Source organism: Sphingomonas sp. YR710 (assembly GCF_900101455.1).
GTDB lineage: Bacteria > Pseudomonadota > Alphaproteobacteria > Sphingomonadales > Sphingomonadaceae > Rhizorhabdus.
This window is the reverse complement of the sequence record NZ_FMZJ01000013.1, coordinates 35,875-53,021: the sequence shown is the minus strand read 5'-3', so window position 1 is coordinate 53,021 and position 17,147 is coordinate 35,875. Positions and strand designations below refer to the sequence as shown.

Genomic DNA, 17,147 nt, shown 5'->3' with positions numbered 1-17,147 from the left:
TCATCGCCCGACGCCGATCACGAACATCTGGCGGATCGGGCCGATACCGTCGATCGTCATCGTCAGCTCGACCGCCTCCGGCATCGCATCGGGCAGATGCTCGTCCCACAGATCGCGCCACGCCCCGGACTTGCGGTAGCGCAGCCGGCCGCCGCCGACGCCGCGGATCAGTACCGAACGGATCGCACGATCATCGGTGACGCCATCGACGATCGGCCAGCTCCGGCGAACGAGCGCGCCATCCTCGATCCGGTAGGCGACCTTCTGGAGCGACGATCGCGGGGCATCGCCGTCGTTGATCCAGCCGGCGCGAACGAAAGCCAGCATCGGCCCGGTTCCGTTCGGCTGATCGCCAATGAAGGCGCGCTGCCGATCGCCGCGCGCGTCGCGGCTGATGCGCGGCACCGCTTGCGCGAGATCGGCTGCCAACAGCACCGACACCCGCCGTAGCGCGGTGATCCGATCGAGCGACCGGGCGGTATTGTGCTGCGCTTCGATGCTGAAACCGAGCAAGGCAGCGCCGGCGGTGGCGATCATCGCGAAGATGGCGAGCGCGACCAGCAGTTCGACAAGGGTGAAGCCGTTGCCTCGACGAAGGGATCGATGAAGTAATATAAGCCCCTCCCCTTTAGGGGAGGGGTTGGGGTGGGGCATTCGCGTCTCACCGAGACAAGCGTTGGTGGGAAGGAGAGGCCCCACCCCAACCCCTCCCCTAAAGGGGAGGGGCTTGGAACGCATATCGATATCCTCTCTCACGCCATTCGAGAAAAGAGACCTGGCCCCCCTCACGTCCGCCGATACAGCGTGATCGACGCCGCCTCCCCGCCGCCGGGATCGGCGACGCTGATCACCACCTGCATCAGCCGATTGTCCGGCATATGGCTGATCGTCCGGGTCCAGTGCCATTCGGCGCCGGCCTCCATATCCGTACCCGTTGCGGTACCGAACGGCGGCGCGATCGGATCGGTCAGCACGTCGGCCGCGATATCGCGGGCAACGATCTGCGCGATCGCCTTGCGCTCGAGCAGCTGGCTGCTCGACATCGTCGCGCCTTCAAGCTTGAGCAACGTGACCGCCGCGAGCCCGAAAATTGCTAGTGCCACCAGCGACTCGATCAGGGTGAAGCCCTCGTCGGTCCGCTTATTGCCCAAGACGCACCTCGCCCCCGGCGTCGATCATCACCGTCGCCTTCGCGCCCGATGCCGTGAGTAGCAATGTCGTCGGATCGGTGAGGCCCGTCGAATCGAAGCGGATGCGCGCCGTTCCTTCGGGCGCAATGCGGGCAACGACATTGTCCGGCCACTCGACCGGGCGGAACGGCTTGGCGTTGGTCGCAAGCCAACCGCCATCGACATAATGTTCGAAATGATAGCCATGGGGATCGAAGCGGATCGCCATGGGGCTTGCGCCCATCACCGCCGCGTCGCGCACTGTGGCGGCCTGCGCCGCGAAGCGTTCGGCGCTGTCCCGCAAGCCGCGGCCGGGATCGGGCAAGGCGAACAGAACCGCCGTGGTCGCGACGGCGATGATCGACAGGACCACCACCAACTCGACCAGGGTGAAGCCGCGTTCGCGGGTCAGCGGATCATTTCCAGTTGCCGATATCCGCATTCTGGCCATCGCCGCCCTCGCGCCCGTCGGCGCCGAGGCTGTAGATATCGACCGGGCCATGCTTGCCCGGCGCTTCATAATGGTAGGCATTGCCCCACGGATCGTCGGGTAGCCGCTTGATATAGCCGCCCGGCGGATAACGTTCGGGATGCGGCAAGCCCGGCGGCGCCTGCACCAGCGCGTTCAATCCGGCGCCGGTGGCGGGATAATCGTACATGTCGAGCCGATAGCGTTCGACCGCCTGTTCGAGCAGGGCGATGTCGGTCTTCGCTTTCTGGCTCATCGCGCGATCCTGCGCGGGGAGAACGTTGATGATCACGATCGTGGTCAGCAGGCCGAGGATCAGGATGACGACCATCAGCTCGACGAGGGTGAAGCCGTTCGCGACTGCTCCCCTCCCTGCTTGCAGGGAGGGGTTGGGGGTGGGTACCGCCGAGGCACTCGGCGGCACACAAGAGGGGATCTCATCCGACACACATGCGGTCGTATGGCCGTTAGTCTCACCATCGGAGGCTGGCTGATGCTCGCCACCCACCCCCAGCCCCTCCCTGCAAGCAGGGAGGGGAGTCATGTTGCGTTCGTCGAATTCCATCATCGCATTCCCGCCAATGTATCGAGCTGCAGCACCGGCAGCAGAATCGACAGCACGATCACCGCCACGATCGCGCCCATCGCGACGATCACCGCCGGTTCGAGCAGCGACAATAGCATGGCCGTGAACAGATCGAACTCGCGTTCGAGATAGTCGGCCGCGCGCTCCAGCATTTCGTCGAGACGACCGGAGGCTTCGCCGCTGGAAACCATATAAATCAGGATCGGCGGAAACAGGTTCGCGCGACGCAATGCCGAGGACAAGCTGTTGCCGCTGCGGATATCGTCGACGATTGTTACCGAAGCCGCACGCAGCGCCTGATTGCGCAAGGTGGGCGTCGTGATGGCAATGCCCTCGACCAGCGGCAGCCGGCTTGCGACCATTGTCGCCAAGGTGCGCGCCATTTGCGCAGCGTGAAGATCGCGGATCAGTCGGCCGAGCAATGGCATGCGCAGCACCAGCCCGTCGATCCTCGCCCGACGCCGGCTATCGGCCATCGCCTGCGCCAGCAAGGCCACAGCCGCCAGCGCAACGATCACCATCGCCCACCACCAGCTTCCCATGAACCGGGAAATGCCGATGATGATGCGGGTGAGCAAAGGCAATCGCTGTCCCGCCATATCGAATTGATCGACGATCTTGGGGATGACGAACAGCATCAGCCCCATCACCACACCGAACGCGACGACCGCCAGCACGATCGGATAAGCAAGCGCCGTCACCACTTTGCCCCGCACCGCCGCCTGCCGTTCATGCAGATCGGCCAGCCGCACCAGAATTTCGGGCAACGTGCCCGTAGCCTCGCCGGCCGCGACCATCGCACGGTAGAGCGGCGGGAAGCTCGCGCCCTCGACCATCAGCGCGTCGGCAAGGCGATAGCCCTGCAAGACCGCCTCATGCACCGCGTTCAAAATGGCGGCGCTCTTCGGCTTGCCGCCCTGGCGCGCGATCGTGCGCAACGCCTCCTCGATCGGCATCACCTGCACCAGGGTCGCGAACTGGCGCGTGAACAAGGTCAGTTCGCGCGACGACAGGCGGCGCGACCGATGGCTGAGCCGGGCGAACAGGCTGGGCCCCGCCTCCCCGCTGGTGCGATCGACCGCGACGACGTAAAAGCGCCGCGCCTCCAGCCGGGCGCGGACGAGGTCCGCGCTGTCGGCATAGATGCGGCCGCTGCGTTCGCGGCCCGCCGTGTCGATCGCGCGCCAGACGAAATCAGCCATCGACCGTGTCGCTGCGCATGATCCGCAACGCCTCTTCGGGACTGGTCACGCCGTCGTGCACCAGCCTTTGCACGGCCTTCGCGAGCGTCCCGGTATCGGCAAAAGCGATTTTCGAAATGGCATCCTCGTCGCCATTGTCGTTGATGATCGCGCGGATGCGATCATCGATGCGGATCAGTTCGAACACGCCGATCCGGCCACGATAGCCGCTCTTGCCGCAGCGATCGCAGCCCTGGGGCTCGCGGACCCGGACGCCTTCTTCCAGTTTCAACGCCTCCCGTATGGCCACTGGCGGATCAGCGGTGACGCTGCACGAGGGGCATAGCCGCCGCACCAGTCGCTGTGCGATCACCGCGCGCACGGTGGAGGCGATCAGGAACGGCTCGATCTTCATGTCGCGCAAGCGGGTGATCGCGCCGACCGCATCGTTGGTATGGACGGTCGACAGCACGAGATGGCCGGTCAGCGCCGCTTGCGTCGCGATATCGGCGGTCTCGCGGTCGCGGATTTCGCCGACCATAACCACATCGGGATCCTGCCGCAGGATCGCGCGCAGGCCGGCGGCGAAATCGAGCCCGACCTTGGGATTGACCTGGGTCTGACCAACCCCGTCGACCGCATATTCGATCGGATCCTCGACCGTCAGGATGTTGCGGCTGCCATCGTTGAGCAGGCGGAGCGCCGCATAGAGCGTGGTCGTCTTGCCCGATCCGGTGGGGCCGGTGACGAGCACGATGCCGTTCGGTTCGGTAAGCGTTCCCCGGAAAGTGCGATCGATCGCATCGGGCATGCCGAGCGCATCGGGATCGATCCCGGCCGCCTCCTTGTCGAGGATACGCAGCACCACCCGCTCGCCCGCGCGCCCCGGCAGCGTCGAGACGCGCACATCGAGCAGCCGCCCGCCGACCGACAGGCCGATACGCCCGTCCTGCGGTAGCCGGCGCTCGGCGATGTCGAGCCGCGACATCACCTTGATCCGGCTGACCACCACCGGCGCGACCGCGGCCGGCAGCCGCAGCCGCTCGCTCAGCACGCCATCGATCCGCATGCGGATAACGAGGCTCGTTTCATAAGGCTCGATGTGGATGTCCGACACGCCTTGCCGGACGGCATCGGCGATGATGCCGTTGATCAGCCGGATGACCGGTGCATCGTCGGCGCTGTCGAGCAGGTCCGCGGACGTCGGCAATTCGCCGGCAAGCGCCCACAACTCCTCGCCGATAACCAGCGCGCCGCCCAGCATCGCCGCCGCCTGCCCGTCCATCGCATAATGTTCGCTGAGCGCGCGATCGAAACGATCATGGGCCAGCATCTCGACCGTGAAGGCCCGACCGATATGGCGGCGCAATTCGACCAGCGCCATGCGATCGCAGTCGTCCCGCATGCCGATCACCGGCCGGCCCTCGCCATCGACGACGCCGAGCGGCACCAGCCCGGTGCGGCGCGCAAAGGCATAAGGAATGACGGGCGCCGTCACGCGATCATTTCTTCTTCTTGGGGACCGGGGCGTCGAGCGGACCGATCACTTCGCTCGACGTCGTAACCTTCGGCACGATGATCTCGGGCGGGCCCGCCGGCTTCGGCGCCGCCGCCGGCTCGGGCGGTGGTGTGGCGCCCATATAGTCGCGCACGAGCTGGTCGATACCGGGTTCCTCGCCGGGCGCATAGCGGCGCTGCTCTGCGCGGATATAGCCATAACGCTGCGCTGCCAGTTGCTCGGCATCGGCCTTGCTGCGCAGGATGGTCGGGCGAATGAACACCATCAAATTGGTCTTCACGTGCGAGCGCGAGCGCGACCTGAACAACTGGCCGAGCCCCGGAATGTCGCTGAGCAGCGGGACACGCTCGATCGTCCGCCGCTCATTATCGTCGAGCAGGCCGCCCAGCGCGAGGATTTCGCCATCGTCGACGGTGACCGTCGTTTCGATCTCGCGCTTGTTGAGGATCAGGTCGGACGACCCAGTCGCCACCGGCCCGGCCACCGAGCTGACCTCCTGCTTGAGATAGAGCTTGATCGCGCCACCGGCATTGATCTGCGGCTTCACCTGAAGCTGGATGCCAACATTCTGGCGCTGGACGGTGCGGAACTGGTTTTCGAAATTGTTCGACAGTGCCTGGCCGGTGGTGACCGGCACCTCCTGCCCGACCAGCAATTTTGCTTCCTGATTGTCGAGGGTCAGGACCGACGGGGTCGAAAGGATGTTCGACTTGGTATCGGACTGGACCGCATTCAGAATCGCGCCGAAGATCGCATTCTTGCCGATCGTGTTGGCGAAACCCGCAAAGCCGCCGCCCGCACTCAGGATCGAGCTGACCGCCGCCTGCGCCAGCTGATCGCTGGTCGCGCTGCTGCTGGTCGTCGTCGTGGTCGTGCCGTTGACGATCGTCGTGGTGGTATCGAGCTGGCGGGCGCCGACGGCGCCCGCGATCGTCAGGATATTGGGGGCTGCGTTCGAATAGTTGGTCGCCGCGAAGGGAATGCCGCTGCCGGGCTTGCCTGCGAGCAGGAACTGGACGCCCAGCTTGCGCGCTGCATCGTTCGAAATTTCGACGATGATCGCCTCGACCAGCACCTGATCGCGACGCGTATCGAGCTGGCGGACAACCTCCCCCAAGGTGCGCTGAATGTCAGCGGGGCCGGAGATGATGATCGCGTTGGCCCCCTCGAAGCGGGTCACGACCGGTTCGCCCTTGGCCCGCGCCGCGCCGCTGCTGACCGTGATCGGCGCGGCCGGGGCAGCCCCACCACCGGGCGCGTTACCACCTGACGCGGGAGTCGACGCCGGAGCCACTTCGGCCGCCTGACCGACAAGTTGCTGAAGAACCGGCAACAGCTTTGCGGCATCGGCATATTGCAGGAAGATCACCCGGATCTCGCTGGCGCTGGCGGCGCGGCGATCGAGATCCATGGCGAGGTTCGCCAGTCGCGTGACGCCATTGACGTCGCCCCGCAGCAGCAGTGCATTGCCGCTATCCACCGCGACCACGGTCACGCCACTGACCGCGCTGGCGCCCTGCCCGCCCGCCTGAGCCCCGCCGCCCGCGAGCGCCGACAGCGCACCGGCAATTTCGCGCGCGCCGGCATTCTTGAGCGGGACCATCCGGGTCGTCGAAATATCCTGATCGATCTCGCGGATCAGCCCGCGCATCCGGCGGACATTGTCGGCATAATCGGCGATGATCAGCGAATTCGCGCTGCGATTGGCCGTCACCGATCCTTGCGGACTGACCAAAGGCCGCAGCGAATCGAGCGCCACCGTGGCATCGACCGATCGCAGCCGGATGATGTCGGTCACGAACTGGTTCGCCGACACGCCCGACGAGCCGATCCGGCTTGGCAAGGTCGCCGCACCGTCGATCGGCTGGATCCGCAGCGCCCCGCCCGTCATCGGCACCGCGACGAGATTGTTGGCGCGCAGGGTCGACAGGAACAGCTCGAAATATTCGCTGCGAGTGAGTTCGCGGTCGGTGACGACCGAGACCTTGCCGGTCACCCGCGGATCGATGATGAAATTGCGCCCGGTAACGCGTGCCGCGTCCTGGATGAAGGCCCGGATATCGGCATCGCGCAGGTTGAGGATCTGCTGAGCGACGATCGGCGCTGGCGTGGCGGCGATCAGCGCGATCAGCGATGCGTTACGCCATCCGATCATTTCGCGCGCCCGATCGTGACAGTAACGGGCCGGCCGTCGCGCTCCACCTGGAGGCTCGTGCTGCCGCCGCTTACGATCGCCTGCGCGAACGGACCCGTGCCGACGGCATCGATCAGGCGGGTGCCGTTGACAGCGACCAGCACGTCGCCCGGCCGGAATCCCGCTGCGCGAAAGGCATCGCCAGTGCCCGATGGCTGAAGGATATAGCCGTCGATCCGGTCGCCGCGCTGGCGCGGGCTAAGGTTCATATCGGTCAACAAGGAGGGCGGGCCAACACTGCGCATCGCCGCCATCTGGCCCGGCCCACCGCGGATCGCCGCGAACGGATCGGGGCCCGACGGCGCTGGTATCGGCGGTGGCGCGATGCCCGGCGCGCCGACCACGGGTGCGGCCTGAGATTGATCGAGATACAGTTTCTCGGCGGCACCGTTGCGCCGGATCGTGACGCTGTCGAAGGTCACGCCCGCCAGCACGACGCCCGGCATGATCGCGTCACCGACGGCATAGCTGTTCTGCGTGCCATCGGGCAGGCCGATGATCGCCGCCCCCCGGCCCGACGCACGATCCGCGCGAATGCCGTAAAGCGTGATATTGAGCGGCGTGACGACCGACGACCGGCCATCGCCACCGCTGAGCCGGAAGAACGGATCGAACGCACCGAAGATAGCCGGTGAACTATCGATCGCAGGGGCCGGCGGCATCAACCTGTCTGACCGCCCCGTTGGCGCGATCACCGCCCAGATCACGGCCAGTCCGAGCAGCGCCAGCAGCGCGATCGCCGCACGCTCTCCCAAACCCAGCAATTGCTGCTGCGAAACCTCTCGCGGCCACGCCCTTGCGTGCCAAGCCGACAGCATCTTCACACGCCCATCCCCCGAACGACGCTTAATCTTCGCCTTGCTATAGGCGAGACCCGAGCCCGTTAGAAAGCGGCATCTGGCTGAAAAGGTGGGAGAGGTCGGGAAAAGGCTGCATCGAAAGGCGCGGAACGCGATCCTATCCCGGCTGTCGGCAAATTGCGTGCCGCGATGCCAGCCCGAGCCGTTACGCCGACGGCGCGAAGCCCTGCATCCGGCGCGCCCATTGCAACGCGATCACCATACCCTTGACCGGCTGGATCAGCAGCATTGACATCACCAGCGCCATCGTTGGCCATAGTGCCATCTGGATCGCTGTCGAAACATCGAAGCGCAGGTTGAGCGCAACGATGAAGGGCGCGAGCAGATGGCCGACGAGCAAAACCACGAGATAGGCAGGCAGGTCGTCGGCGGTCTGCACCGACCAATCCTGCCCGCAGGCCGGACAATGCGGCACGGGTTTCAGAAAACGGCCAAAAAGACGAGCCTCACCGCAGGCGGGGCAATGCCCCTTGAAGCCGCGAGAGAGGGCGTTGCGAAGATCCCTAACGGGCAGAGTCGATTTTTGCATGAAATGGCTCTTAACACGACGCTCGCAGGGCGGCAGCAATTTTCGTTTGCCTTTCCCGCGCCATGGGTCAATCGGAGCGCGCGATACATGCGAATCTTCGAGGCGAAGGCAATGCCGGGACAGGGCTGGTTCCAGGGATATTGGCGGTATGTGGCCGCCGCCGGCTGCGTCGCCATGGCGTTCGCCATCCGCGTCTCGCTCGATCCGATGTTCGGCCATGTGAGCTTCGTCTTCTCGGTCTTTTATCTGGCGGTGGTGCTGACCGCCTATTTCGCTGGCGCCGGGCCGGCCATCTTTACGAGTATCGCGTCTGCCGCCATCGCATATTGGGCGTTCGTCAGCCCCCCCTTCGCCTTCAAGGTCGACCCGGAGGCGCTGACATCGATGGCCTTCTTCATGCTGACATCCGCCGTCGACATCTATTTCATCACCGGAATGACCCGCGCGCTCCACGAATATCGGATCCAGAAGTTGCGCGCCGAGCAGCTTGCCGATGATCATGCTGCTTTGTTTCGTGAATATAACGAACGGACGACCCACCATCTGCAACTGGTTTCCGCGCTGCTGCAGCTTCGTGCCGGCGAAGGCGCCGACGCGGGCTGGTCGGATGCACTGACCGAGGCATCACGACGGACGATGCTGATCGCTCGCGCCCATCGCAACATGCATGCAGGCAGCGTCAGCATGATCGACCTGTCGGTCTTTGCCGGACAGTTGTTGACCGCCGACCTCTCCGCGTCCGGAGATCCCGATCTGTCGATCGAGATTTCAGGCGACGCAATTCGCGTGTCGCCCGAACAGGCGACATCGATCGCGATCATCCTGCTCGAATGGTTCCGCTTCGTGTTGCATCGCCAGACGGGCGATGCGACCCGACGGATTCGGCTCGAGCTGAAGGCTGACAGCCGCGGTTATTGCATCGCGCTCTCCAGCCCCAGTGCAGTCATAGGCGAACGGCAACCTGCGGACACGCTGAGCCGTCAGATCATCCAGGCAAGCGCCGATCAGCTTCACGGCCATGCCCGTCCGGTTCCCGCTATGGAGGGCCTGTGTTTTGAACTGGTCGTGCCTGTTCTGCCCGAAACCGATCCAATCATCGCGGCGGCGATCGTGCCCACCACATCCACCCTGCATTGATCGATACGGGATCAGGCCAGCAAACGGGTTTCGCCGCGCAGCCAATCCAGCACGCGATCGACCAGCGACGAAATATCGCCGCCAGTCCGCCACGCGACGATCAGCGGCTCCTCGCCAACGGTCCGGTCGCCAAAGGGGGCTATCAGCGCGCCCGACTGCAGCCAGCGCTGCGCAAACATCGTCGGTGCCAGCGCCAGGCCGTCGCCACGCGCCGCCGCATCAAGCAGCATCGCCATGTCATCGAAAACATGACCGGATCGCCTGGGCGATGTTACAACGCCGGCTGCGTCGAGCCATGCCGACCAGGGCATCTCGCGGTCGGAAATCAACGCAACGCGAGTAACATCGATCGGTTCGGAAAGGCGATGACGCTGAGCGAAGGCCGGACTGCACAACGGCACAGGCGCGACATCGCAGAGCCGCTCCGATGCCCACCCCGAACCACCCGACAAGCGGGCGCCAATCTGTAAATCGCTATCGTCGTGGCCTGTGGCGCCGGTCGGCCGTGTGCGAATCTCAAGATCGAGATCGGGCAACAGCCTGGACAGGTGCGACAGGCGCGGCGCGAACCACAACCGCCCGAAATTGGACGACATGCTCACCGCCAGACGTTGCGGCGGTGCCGATTGCGTCACATCTTCGAGCGATCGCTGCAATGCCCCCGCCGCATCGGCATAGGCCTGCGCCAGCTGAAGCGCCGCCGCGGACGGCTCCATCGCTCCACCACGGCGCTCGAACAGTTTGGTGCCAAGCTGGGTCTCCAGCCGTTTGACCGACTGGCTGACGGCGCTGTGGGTGATCTCCAGTTCGCGCGCCGCCCAAGTATAGCTGCGATGCCGTGACGCCGCCTCGATGGCGCGAAGGGCCGAAAAGGGTGGCGGCGCTTTGATGGTCATATCGTGCTCGAATCCGGCTCCCCACGGCGCGCCCCGGCACCCCGTCGGAAAACATCTATAGCAGCTTGGTCGGTTGCTCCAGCTATTACCGAATAGCGTGCAATTCAGGCCCCGGAAAGCATGTAACCAATGGACGCGACTGTAACGATCAGGTTGGCAAGCCCGGCAGGCGCCATCGCAGATCGCAGTCGGCGGACTTGGGAGTCGACCATCTTCTTGTTGACCGACGCTTCCGTATGGCCAAGCGATACGATCAACTCCCGTCGCGACAGCATCTGCTCGGGATTTTCGAGGAAGGTTCGCAAAAGTCGAAATGCGGTCGGGCCGAGATCCACCCGCTGCTTGCCGGCATGGACCTTGACCGTATCGAGATCCATCGTCAGCGCGCCATATCGCAGAACATGGCTCTGCTGAATCACCTGGCCCGAATGCGGCGCCTCCGCACGAAGCAGGATGTCATAGGGATCAACGGGCTCCTCGATCGTCGCATCCGCCCCCTCGTCAAGGCACCGAATGGCGGTGAGCGTCGCCCCGCGGGGAAGCGCGACGATGATCACGCCCTGCCCGGCCGGCAAAAGCGGCCGCAAGGCCGCGCAAAGTTCGTGCCGGCACAGGTCACCCGATGGACGGCCGATCAGGATCAGCGCCGGCGCCCTATCCGAAATGATGATGCGGGCCGCCTCCAGATCGGCAGCCCGCGTCACCGCATGCTGGGCCCGCATGAGAAGATCGGCCGCATCCGCCAGCCAGAGCGGCTTGCGGTCGATCATCAGCACGCGGGTGCGCATCATCGAACGCGCCGCCCTAGAAGCGGAGCTGGCCGAACAGGCCGACTTCGTCATAGGTGCCGTGCCCGCCGACCAGCGTGCCGGCGGGGTTGGCACCGCCGATCGTGCCGTTCTGGGTCGAGATCGTGCCGTTATTGGCCACGTCGCGCTTATAGACCAGCGCGAGGTCGACGATCTTCACCGGCTCCCACTGGATACCGACGTTAAAATAATCGTCCTTCAGATTGTCGTTGCTATCCTTGTTGGGCTTGACCCAGTCATAGCGTCCGAAGGCGCTCCACTTGGGCGAGAAATTGACGTTGCCGAACAGCGAGAAGCCGTCAGCCTTGTCTTCGCCGGCGGTGGTGACGTTATTCCAGTTCTTTGCGGTGAAATATTCGCCGCCGACCGTGAGCAGCTTGCTCTTGTAGCCGGCCATCGCGTTGAAGCGGGTCGCCGTGTGGAATACGTTCACCGCGCCTTCGACATCGTTGCCGCGCTTCCCGGTATAGCCGCCAACCGCTGCGAAGGCGCCCTTATAGGCCACCGAAACACGGCCTTCGACGTCGACCGTGTTGGTAACCTTGACGTTGCGGTAGCCCGCACCATCGATAACCGAGAGCTGGTAGCTCAGAATACCGCCCGCGAGATCGCCGAGGACGTGGATGCCCCAATCGGCCGAGGTGCCGAAATTGGTGCGATCGATCAGCGTGTTTTCGATATGGCGGTAACCATATTGATTTTCGGCGTAAGGCACCCACGGCAGATCGGCCGCGCCGAGCCGGATGATCAGGGCCGGGTTGAGCTTGGCCTGGACGAACGCCTTCTTCACATAGAAGCCGCGACCGACCAGCGCCGTCGAATTCGCGGGAGCCGCCGTCGTGTTGGCATTGAAATTGCCGTTCGAGGTGCTGCCGACGACGTTCGAGATATCCATCGTCACGTTGCCCGAGAAGATCGGGCTGAACGTGTGATCGACGCCCAGATAGAAGCGCTTGATGTTGAAGCCGGTACCGTTCGACGCCTGCTTCGCCCCATTTGCCTTCTGATCGATATTGCTGAAATTGAAGTACATGCGGCCGCTGACGCTCGTGTCGTTGAACCATTGCGGCTTCGGCTTCGGCTGCGCGGCGAGCGCGACCTTGACCTGCTCGGGCACGGCCTTCACCTGCGCGGCAACCTGCTCCTGGGCCGCGGCGCTCTGCGCGGATGCGGCGGCAGCGGCGGTCTGCGCGGCCTGCGCCTGTTCGGCTGTCTGGCGCTGCGCGGCATCCTGCGCATCGAGGCGGGCGGTGAGCGCTGCGACCTGCGCTTTCAGCGCTTCAATCTCCGCATCATGCTGTGTTGTGGCGTGCGTAACGTGGTGCTTCACGGCCTTGGCTTCGGCACCGCTGGCTGCGCCCACGATCATCAGCGCGCTCAACCCCACTCCGGTGAGCAGGGACGTGTGATTCGACATGCTAGAACCCCTTATCAGCCCGGCAATGTCGGCCGGGATGGTGGGTTTGTTAGGTAGTGTTTATGACAAAATGACGTAACTTCAATTTACATTAAAGCGAAAGCGACACGACCGCCCACCATTTACCTTGCCATATCCGAGAGATAGCGCTCCGCAATATAGCAGTGGAGCGCAATATGTTAACACTTCTAACAATTTGTCACATGGCCGTAACATGCCGCTCCTAGGAGAGCCGCACCGCCGGGGGCAGCTTTTCCGGCGATCGGAGATTCTTCAATGATGAAAAAATTCACGGCCCTGCTCGGCTCGGCCTTGCTGTTTGCAACAGGGACTCAGGCGGCCGACATTTCCGGCGCCGGCGCAACCTTCCCCGCACCCGTCTACGCGAAGTGGGCCGAAACCTATAAGGCTACCACCGGCGTGGGCCTGAACTACCAGGCGATCGGCTCGGGCGGCGGCATCAAGCAGATCAAGGCGAAGACCGTCGATTTCGGCGCGTCGGACAAGCCGCTGAAGCCGGAAGAACTCGACGCTGCCGGCCTTTATCAGTTCCCGACCGTCGTCGGCGGCATCGTGCCGATCGTCAACCTGCCGGGCATCGCCGCAGGCCAGATCAAGCTCAGCGGCCCGGTGCTCGCGTCGATCTTCCTCGGCGAAATTACCAAGTGGAGCGACCCGAAGATCGCCGTGCTCAACAAGGGCGTGAAACTGCCGAACCTGCCGATCACCGTCGTTCACCGTTCGGATGGTTCGGGCACGTCGTTCGTGTTCACCACCTATCTGACGATGAAGAGTCCGACCTGGGCTTCGAAAGTCGGCGCCAGCGACTCGGTCCAGTGGCCTACCGGCCTCGGCGGCAAGGGCAATGACGGCGTCTCGGCCTTCGTGAAGCAGACGATGGGTTCGATCGGCTATGTCGAATATGCTTATGCCAAGCAGAACAAGGCGACCTTCACCTTGCTGCAGAACAAGGTCGGGAAATATCCTGCGCCCGTCGCCGCAAATTTCGCCGCCGCCACTGCCGGTGCGCAGTGGGGCAAGATCCCGGGCAACTATATCCTGTTGCTCGATCAGCCGGGCGCCAACGCCTGGCCGATCACGGCCGCGACGTTCATCCTCCTCTACAAGAACCAGGAAAACGCGGCCCAAGGCCAGGGCGTCCTGAAATTCTTCGACTGGGCATACAAGAGCGGCGACGCTGCAGCAGCTTCGCTCGATTATGTGCCTTTGCCCGCCACGGTGAAGACGCTGATCCGCAAGCAGTGGACGATGAATGTGAAAGCAGGCGGCAAGCCGGTTTACGTGTCGCACTGAAGTAACAGTTCGACCGTAACGATCACAGGGCGGGGGCGCGTCGGCGCCTCCGCCTTTGTCGGGTGAATGACATGACGACTGCAACAATAACGACACCACGCTTCGGCCCACGCGGCGCATCGAGCGAGGCGCTGTTCCGGGCCGCCTGTTTCGGCGCCGCAACGCTGTTGATGGCGGCGCTCGCCGGAGTAGTGATCAGCCTCGCGGTCGGCGGCTGGCCGGCTTTTCACCATTTCGGTTTCGGCTTCTTCACGTCGAGCGAATGGAATCCGGTTACCGAAGTCTATGGCGCGGCGGGGCCGATCGTCGGCACGTTGATCACCTCGTTCGTTGCCCTGATCGTCGCGCTTCCACTGGCATTGGGCGTGGCCATCTTTCTGGTCGAATTCTGTCCTCGCAGCTTCTCCAGGCCGATCGCGATCGCTGTCGAATTGCTCGCCGGCATTCCGTCGATCGTTTACGGCATGTGGGGCCTGTTCGTGTTCGCGCCATGGTTCGCCGAGCATGTCCAGCTTCCGCTGATCATGTCCGCCGACCCCGGATCGTGGCAGGAAAAGCTCTTTTCCGGCATTCCCAACGGCGCCAACATCCTGACCGCCTCGATCATCCTCGCGATCATGATCCTGCCGTATATGTCGGCGGTGTTCCGGGAACTGTTCCTGTCGGTGCCGCCGCAGGTCCGCGAAGCCGCTTATGGCCTCGGCTGCACCCCGTTCGAGGTGATCAAATCGGTGATCATCCCTTATGTCCGCCGCGGCGCGATCGGCGTCGTGATGCTCGGCCTCGGCCGCGCGCTGGGCGAGACGATGGCGGTCACCTTCATCATCGGCAATTCGCACACATTTCCCGACTCGGTGTTCGCATCAGGTTCGACGATCGCATCGACGATCGCCAACGAATTCACCGAAGCTACCGGCGAAATGCACACCGCCGCGCTCACCGCTTTGGGCCTCGTATTGTTCTTCATCACCTTCTCGGTGCTGGCGATGGCGCGCGCCTTGCTCAGCAGCCAGAAATATTGAGGTCGCCGGCATGGATCGCGCACTCTTCCGCCGCATCGGCAACCTCGTCTTCATCGGCGCCTGCGGCGTCGCCACGCTCATCGCGCTCGGCGCGCTGGTGCTCATCATGTGGTCGCTGGTAACGCAGGGGATCGGTGGTATCGACCTCAAGGTCTTCACGATGACCCAGCCGGCCCCCGGATCGGAGGGGGGCCTGTCCAACGCCATTGTCGGTTCACTGGTCATGTGTGCGCTCGCGATGGTGATCGCGCTGACTGTCGGCATCCTCGCCGGCACCTGGCTTGCGGAATATGGCGCGGGCACCAAATATGGCCATGTCGTGCGTTTCCTCAACGACGTGCTGCTGTCGGCACCGTCAATCCTGATCGGCCTGTTCGTCTATGAGCTGCTGGTCGCGCCATTCCACGGCTTCTCGGCATTGGCTGGCGCTGTCGCGCTGGCCTTCCTCGCGACCCCGATCGTCACACGAACGACGGAAGACATCCTCAACCTCCAGTCGAGCGCGCTGCGCGAAGCCGGCATGGCATTGGGCGCATCGCGATCCTTCGTCGTGCGCCGCATCGTCTGGAAGGCCGCGCGCGGCGGCCTCGTCACCGGCGGCCTGCTCGGCTTCGCCCGCATCAGCGGCGAAACCGCCCCGTTGCTCTTCACCTCGCTCGGCAACCAGTTCTTCTCGACCAATCTTGCCCAGCCGATGGCCAGCCTGCCGACGACGATCTTCCAGTTTGCGCTGTCGGCCTATGACGACTGGCGCCGCCTTGCCTGGGTCGGCGCGCTGCTGATCGCCGTCGCCGTCCTTTCCATCAACATCATCGGGCGGATCATCGCCCGGGAGACGCACCGCCCATGAACGCCACCGTCACCGACGTCCGCGACGAATATCATATGACCGCGCCAACCGGCACCGACTTCGCGCTCGAGGCCCGCAATCTCGATTTCTTCTATGGCAAGAATCAGTCGCTCTACGGCGTCAATCTGCCGGTCGAAAAGCACAAGATCACCGCGTTGATCGGCCCGTCCGGCTGCGGCAAATCGACGCTGCTGCGCGCGCTCAACCGGATCTACGATCTCTACCCGGGCCAGCATGCGGTGGGCCGCATCCTGCTCGACGGCGAAGATGTGCTCAGCGACCGCAAGAGCATCGCCCGGCTGCGCGAGCGTGTGTCGATGGTGATCGAAACCGGCCAGGGCACCGAGCCGATCGACGAAGAAAATGTGATGCGATCGGGCACGGATCTTGCCCGGCTGCGCGCACGGGTCGGCATGGTGTTCCAGAAGCCGACGCCCTTCCCCATGTCGATCTACGACAATGTCGCGTTCGGCGTGCGGCTCTATCATCGCAAGAGCAAGGCCGACATGGACGTGATCGTCGAACGCGCGTTGAAGCGGGCCGCGCTATGGGACGAGGTAAAGGACAAGCTCCAGAGCTCCGGCCTCGGCCTGTCGGGTGGCCAGCAGCAGCGGCTGTGCGTCGCGCGCGGTATCGCGGTCGAGCCTGAAGTGCTGCTGCTCGACGAACCGGCATCGGCACTCGATCCGATCTCGACCGCGAAGCTCGAAGAAACGCTGATGGAATTGAAGCGCGACTTCACGATCGTGATCGTCACCCACAATCTTCAGCAAGCAGCGCGTATTTCAGACTATACCGGCTTCATGTTCCTGGGGAAGATGATCGAATTCGGCCCCACCGCCGATCTCTTCTCCAACCCGAAGGCGCAGCGGACGCGCGATTATGTGACTGGCCGCTTCGGCTAAGGCGAGCCGCCCGCATCCTCGTCGGCGAAAACGGCTTCCAGACGTTTGCGCAGTTCGCGTTCATATTCGTCCTTCTGTCGACCACGCGGTCGCGACAACGCAATGTCGTTCAGAATGGCCGCCTTGATACGGGCGATCGCCTCTTCGCTCAGCACACCGGCCTTGTGAAGCTCCTTCGCCAGTTGCACCAGTCCTACGGCCGTGGCCTGCGCGCGCAGGCCGAGCAGGCCGACCATGTCGTGAAGATGCTTCCCCTCGCGCGAATCCATGGCGTTTCTCCCCGGGAGTTC

General features: G+C 64.1%; 18 protein-coding genes. 5 read left to right on the top strand and 13 right to left on the bottom strand.

The window, feature by feature from the left end:
• From gspJ to BLS13_RS21235, 9 genes are all read right to left on the bottom strand, one after another.
• The gene (gene gspJ / locus BLS13_RS15300; protein ID WP_143011973.1) at positions 1-654 is read right to left on the bottom strand and encodes a type II secretion system minor pseudopilin GspJ; all 654 of its coding nucleotides are present in this window, start codon (positions 652-654) and stop codon (positions 1-3) included.
• 131 nt (positions 655-785) lie between these two features.
• A complete protein-coding gene (gene gspI, locus BLS13_RS15295) occupies positions 786-1,151 on the bottom strand; it encodes a type II secretion system minor pseudopilin GspI (RefSeq protein ID WP_093453419.1) in 366 nt (121 codons plus the stop codon).
• Complete coding sequence (locus BLS13_RS15290; protein WP_176943609.1) at positions 1,141-1,611, bottom strand: GspH/FimT family pseudopilin; 471 nt, start codon at positions 1,609-1,611, stop codon at positions 1,141-1,143. The genes gspI and BLS13_RS15290 overlap by 11 nt, the downstream gene beginning before the upstream one ends.
• Complete coding sequence (gene gspG / locus BLS13_RS15285) at positions 1,586-2,203, bottom strand: type II secretion system major pseudopilin GspG (protein ID WP_371128213.1); 618 nt, start codon at positions 2,201-2,203, stop codon at positions 1,586-1,588. The genes BLS13_RS15290 and gspG overlap by 26 nt, the downstream gene beginning before the upstream one ends.
• Entirely contained in the window at positions 2,203-3,426 is a 1,224-nt protein-coding gene (gene gspF / locus BLS13_RS15280; RefSeq protein WP_093453416.1) for a type II secretion system inner membrane protein GspF, read from the bottom strand. The genes gspG and gspF overlap by 1 nt, the downstream gene beginning before the upstream one ends.
• Entirely contained in the window at positions 3,419-4,903 is a 1,485-nt protein-coding gene (locus BLS13_RS15275) for a GspE/PulE family protein (RefSeq protein ID WP_256325912.1), read from the bottom strand. The genes gspF and BLS13_RS15275 overlap by 8 nt, the downstream gene beginning before the upstream one ends.
• Positions 4,904-4,907: 4 nt before the next feature.
• A complete protein-coding gene (gspD, locus tag BLS13_RS15270; RefSeq protein ID WP_093453415.1) occupies positions 4,908-7,079 on the bottom strand; it encodes a type II secretion system secretin GspD in 2,172 nt (723 codons plus the stop codon).
• A complete protein-coding gene (locus BLS13_RS15265; RefSeq protein WP_256325920.1) occupies positions 7,076-7,936 on the bottom strand; it encodes a type II secretion system protein N in 861 nt (286 codons plus the stop codon). The genes gspD and BLS13_RS15265 overlap by 4 nt, the downstream gene beginning before the upstream one ends.
• Before the next feature lie 187 nt (positions 7,937-8,123).
• Positions 8,124-8,357, bottom strand: coding sequence for a DUF983 domain-containing protein (locus tag BLS13_RS21235; RefSeq protein WP_371128212.1), 234 nt, complete (start codon positions 8,355-8,357; stop codon positions 8,124-8,126).
• A gap of 237 nt (positions 8,358-8,594) precedes the next feature.
• Here BLS13_RS21235 and BLS13_RS15255 point away from each other — a divergent pair, with 237 nt between their 5' ends.
• Positions 8,595-9,644, top strand: a complete 1,050-nt coding sequence (locus tag BLS13_RS15255; protein ID WP_176943608.1) for a DUF4118 domain-containing protein — start codon at positions 8,595-8,597, stop codon at positions 9,642-9,644.
• 11 nt (positions 9,645-9,655) lie between these two features.
• On the opposite strand, the gene BLS13_RS15250 is transcribed toward BLS13_RS15255, so the two are convergent.
• The 3 genes from BLS13_RS15250 to BLS13_RS15240 form a co-directional block, all read right to left on the bottom strand.
• Complete coding sequence (locus BLS13_RS15250; protein ID WP_093453410.1) at positions 9,656-10,540, bottom strand: LysR substrate-binding domain-containing protein; 885 nt, start codon at positions 10,538-10,540, stop codon at positions 9,656-9,658.
• Between the two features lie 104 nt (positions 10,541-10,644).
• On the bottom strand, positions 10,645-11,331 hold the full coding sequence (locus BLS13_RS15245) for a winged helix-turn-helix transcriptional regulator (protein WP_176943607.1): 687 nt from the start codon (positions 11,329-11,331) through the stop codon (positions 10,645-10,647).
• Positions 11,332-11,344: 13 nt separating this feature from the next.
• Positions 11,345-12,766: a hypothetical protein gene (locus tag BLS13_RS15240; protein ID WP_093453407.1), complete on the bottom strand. Its 1,422-nt coding sequence runs from the start codon at positions 12,764-12,766 to the stop codon at positions 11,345-11,347.
• A 276-nt stretch (positions 12,767-13,042) separates the two neighbouring features.
• Here BLS13_RS15240 and pstS point away from each other — a divergent pair, with 276 nt between their 5' ends.
• The 4 genes from pstS to BLS13_RS15220 all read left to right on the top strand — a co-directional run bounded on the left by pstS (position 13,043) and on the right by BLS13_RS15220 (position 16,857).
• On the top strand, positions 13,043-14,080 hold the full coding sequence (gene pstS / locus BLS13_RS15235; protein WP_093453406.1) for a phosphate ABC transporter substrate-binding protein PstS: 1,038 nt from the start codon (positions 13,043-13,045) through the stop codon (positions 14,078-14,080).
• Positions 14,081-14,151: 71 nt separating this feature from the next.
• Positions 14,152-15,102, top strand: coding sequence for a phosphate ABC transporter permease subunit PstC (pstC, locus tag BLS13_RS15230; protein ID WP_093453404.1), 951 nt, complete (start codon positions 14,152-14,154; stop codon positions 15,100-15,102).
• A 10-nt stretch (positions 15,103-15,112) separates the two neighbouring features.
• Positions 15,113-15,952 (top strand): phosphate ABC transporter permease PstA, encoded by an 840-nt coding sequence (gene pstA, locus BLS13_RS15225; RefSeq protein WP_093453402.1) that lies wholly within the window; start codon positions 15,113-15,115, stop codon positions 15,950-15,952.
• A complete protein-coding gene (locus BLS13_RS15220) occupies positions 15,949-16,857 on the top strand; it encodes a phosphate ABC transporter ATP-binding protein (RefSeq protein WP_093453401.1) in 909 nt (302 codons plus the stop codon). The genes pstA and BLS13_RS15220 overlap by 4 nt, the downstream gene beginning before the upstream one ends.
• On the opposite strand, the gene BLS13_RS15215 is transcribed toward BLS13_RS15220, so the two are convergent.
• The gene (locus BLS13_RS15215; protein WP_093453399.1) at positions 16,854-17,126 is read right to left on the bottom strand and encodes a hypothetical protein; all 273 of its coding nucleotides are present in this window, start codon (positions 17,124-17,126) and stop codon (positions 16,854-16,856) included. The two genes, BLS13_RS15220 and BLS13_RS15215, sit on opposite strands and share 4 nt — an antisense overlap.
• Between the last annotated feature and the right edge of the window lie 21 nt (positions 17,127-17,147).

Coding starts and splice junctions, on each gene's coding strand:
- BLS13_RS15290 (WP_176943609.1), bottom strand. CDS start 1,611: ATGCGGATATCGGCAACTGGAAATGATCCGCTGACCCGCGAACGCGGC.
- gspG (WP_371128213.1), bottom strand. CDS start 2,203: ATGGAATTCGACGAACGCAACATGACTCCCCTCCCTGCTTGCAGGGAG.
- BLS13_RS15250 (WP_093453410.1), bottom strand. CDS start 10,540: ATGACCATCAAAGCGCCGCCACCCTTTTCGGCCCTTCGCGCCATCGAG.
- BLS13_RS15265 (WP_256325920.1), bottom strand. CDS start 7,936: ATGCTGTCGGCTTGGCACGCAAGGGCGTGGCCGCGAGAGGTTTCGCAG.
- gspD (WP_093453415.1), bottom strand. CDS start 7,079: ATGATCGGATGGCGTAACGCATCGCTGATCGCGCTGATCGCCGCCACG.
- pstS (WP_093453406.1), top strand. CDS start 13,043: ATGATGAAAAAATTCACGGCCCTGCTCGGCTCGGCCTTGCTGTTTGCA.
- BLS13_RS15215 (WP_093453399.1), bottom strand. CDS start 17,126: ATGGATTCGCGCGAGGGGAAGCATCTTCACGACATGGTCGGCCTGCTC.
- gspJ (WP_143011973.1), bottom strand. CDS start 654: ATGCCCCACCCCAACCCCTCCCCTAAAGGGGAGGGGCTTATATTACTT.
- pstA (WP_093453402.1), top strand. CDS start 15,113: ATGGATCGCGCACTCTTCCGCCGCATCGGCAACCTCGTCTTCATCGGC.
- gspF (WP_093453416.1), bottom strand. CDS start 3,426: ATGGCTGATTTCGTCTGGCGCGCGATCGACACGGCGGGCCGCGAACGC.
- BLS13_RS15240 (WP_093453407.1), bottom strand. CDS start 12,766: ATGTCGAATCACACGTCCCTGCTCACCGGAGTGGGGTTGAGCGCGCTG.
- BLS13_RS15245 (WP_176943607.1), bottom strand. CDS start 11,331: ATGATGCGCACCCGCGTGCTGATGATCGACCGCAAGCCGCTCTGGCTG.
- pstC (WP_093453404.1), top strand. CDS start 14,152: ATGACGACTGCAACAATAACGACACCACGCTTCGGCCCACGCGGCGCA.
- BLS13_RS15255 (WP_176943608.1), top strand. CDS start 8,595: ATGCGAATCTTCGAGGCGAAGGCAATGCCGGGACAGGGCTGGTTCCAG.
- BLS13_RS15220 (WP_093453401.1), top strand. CDS start 15,949: ATGAACGCCACCGTCACCGACGTCCGCGACGAATATCATATGACCGCG.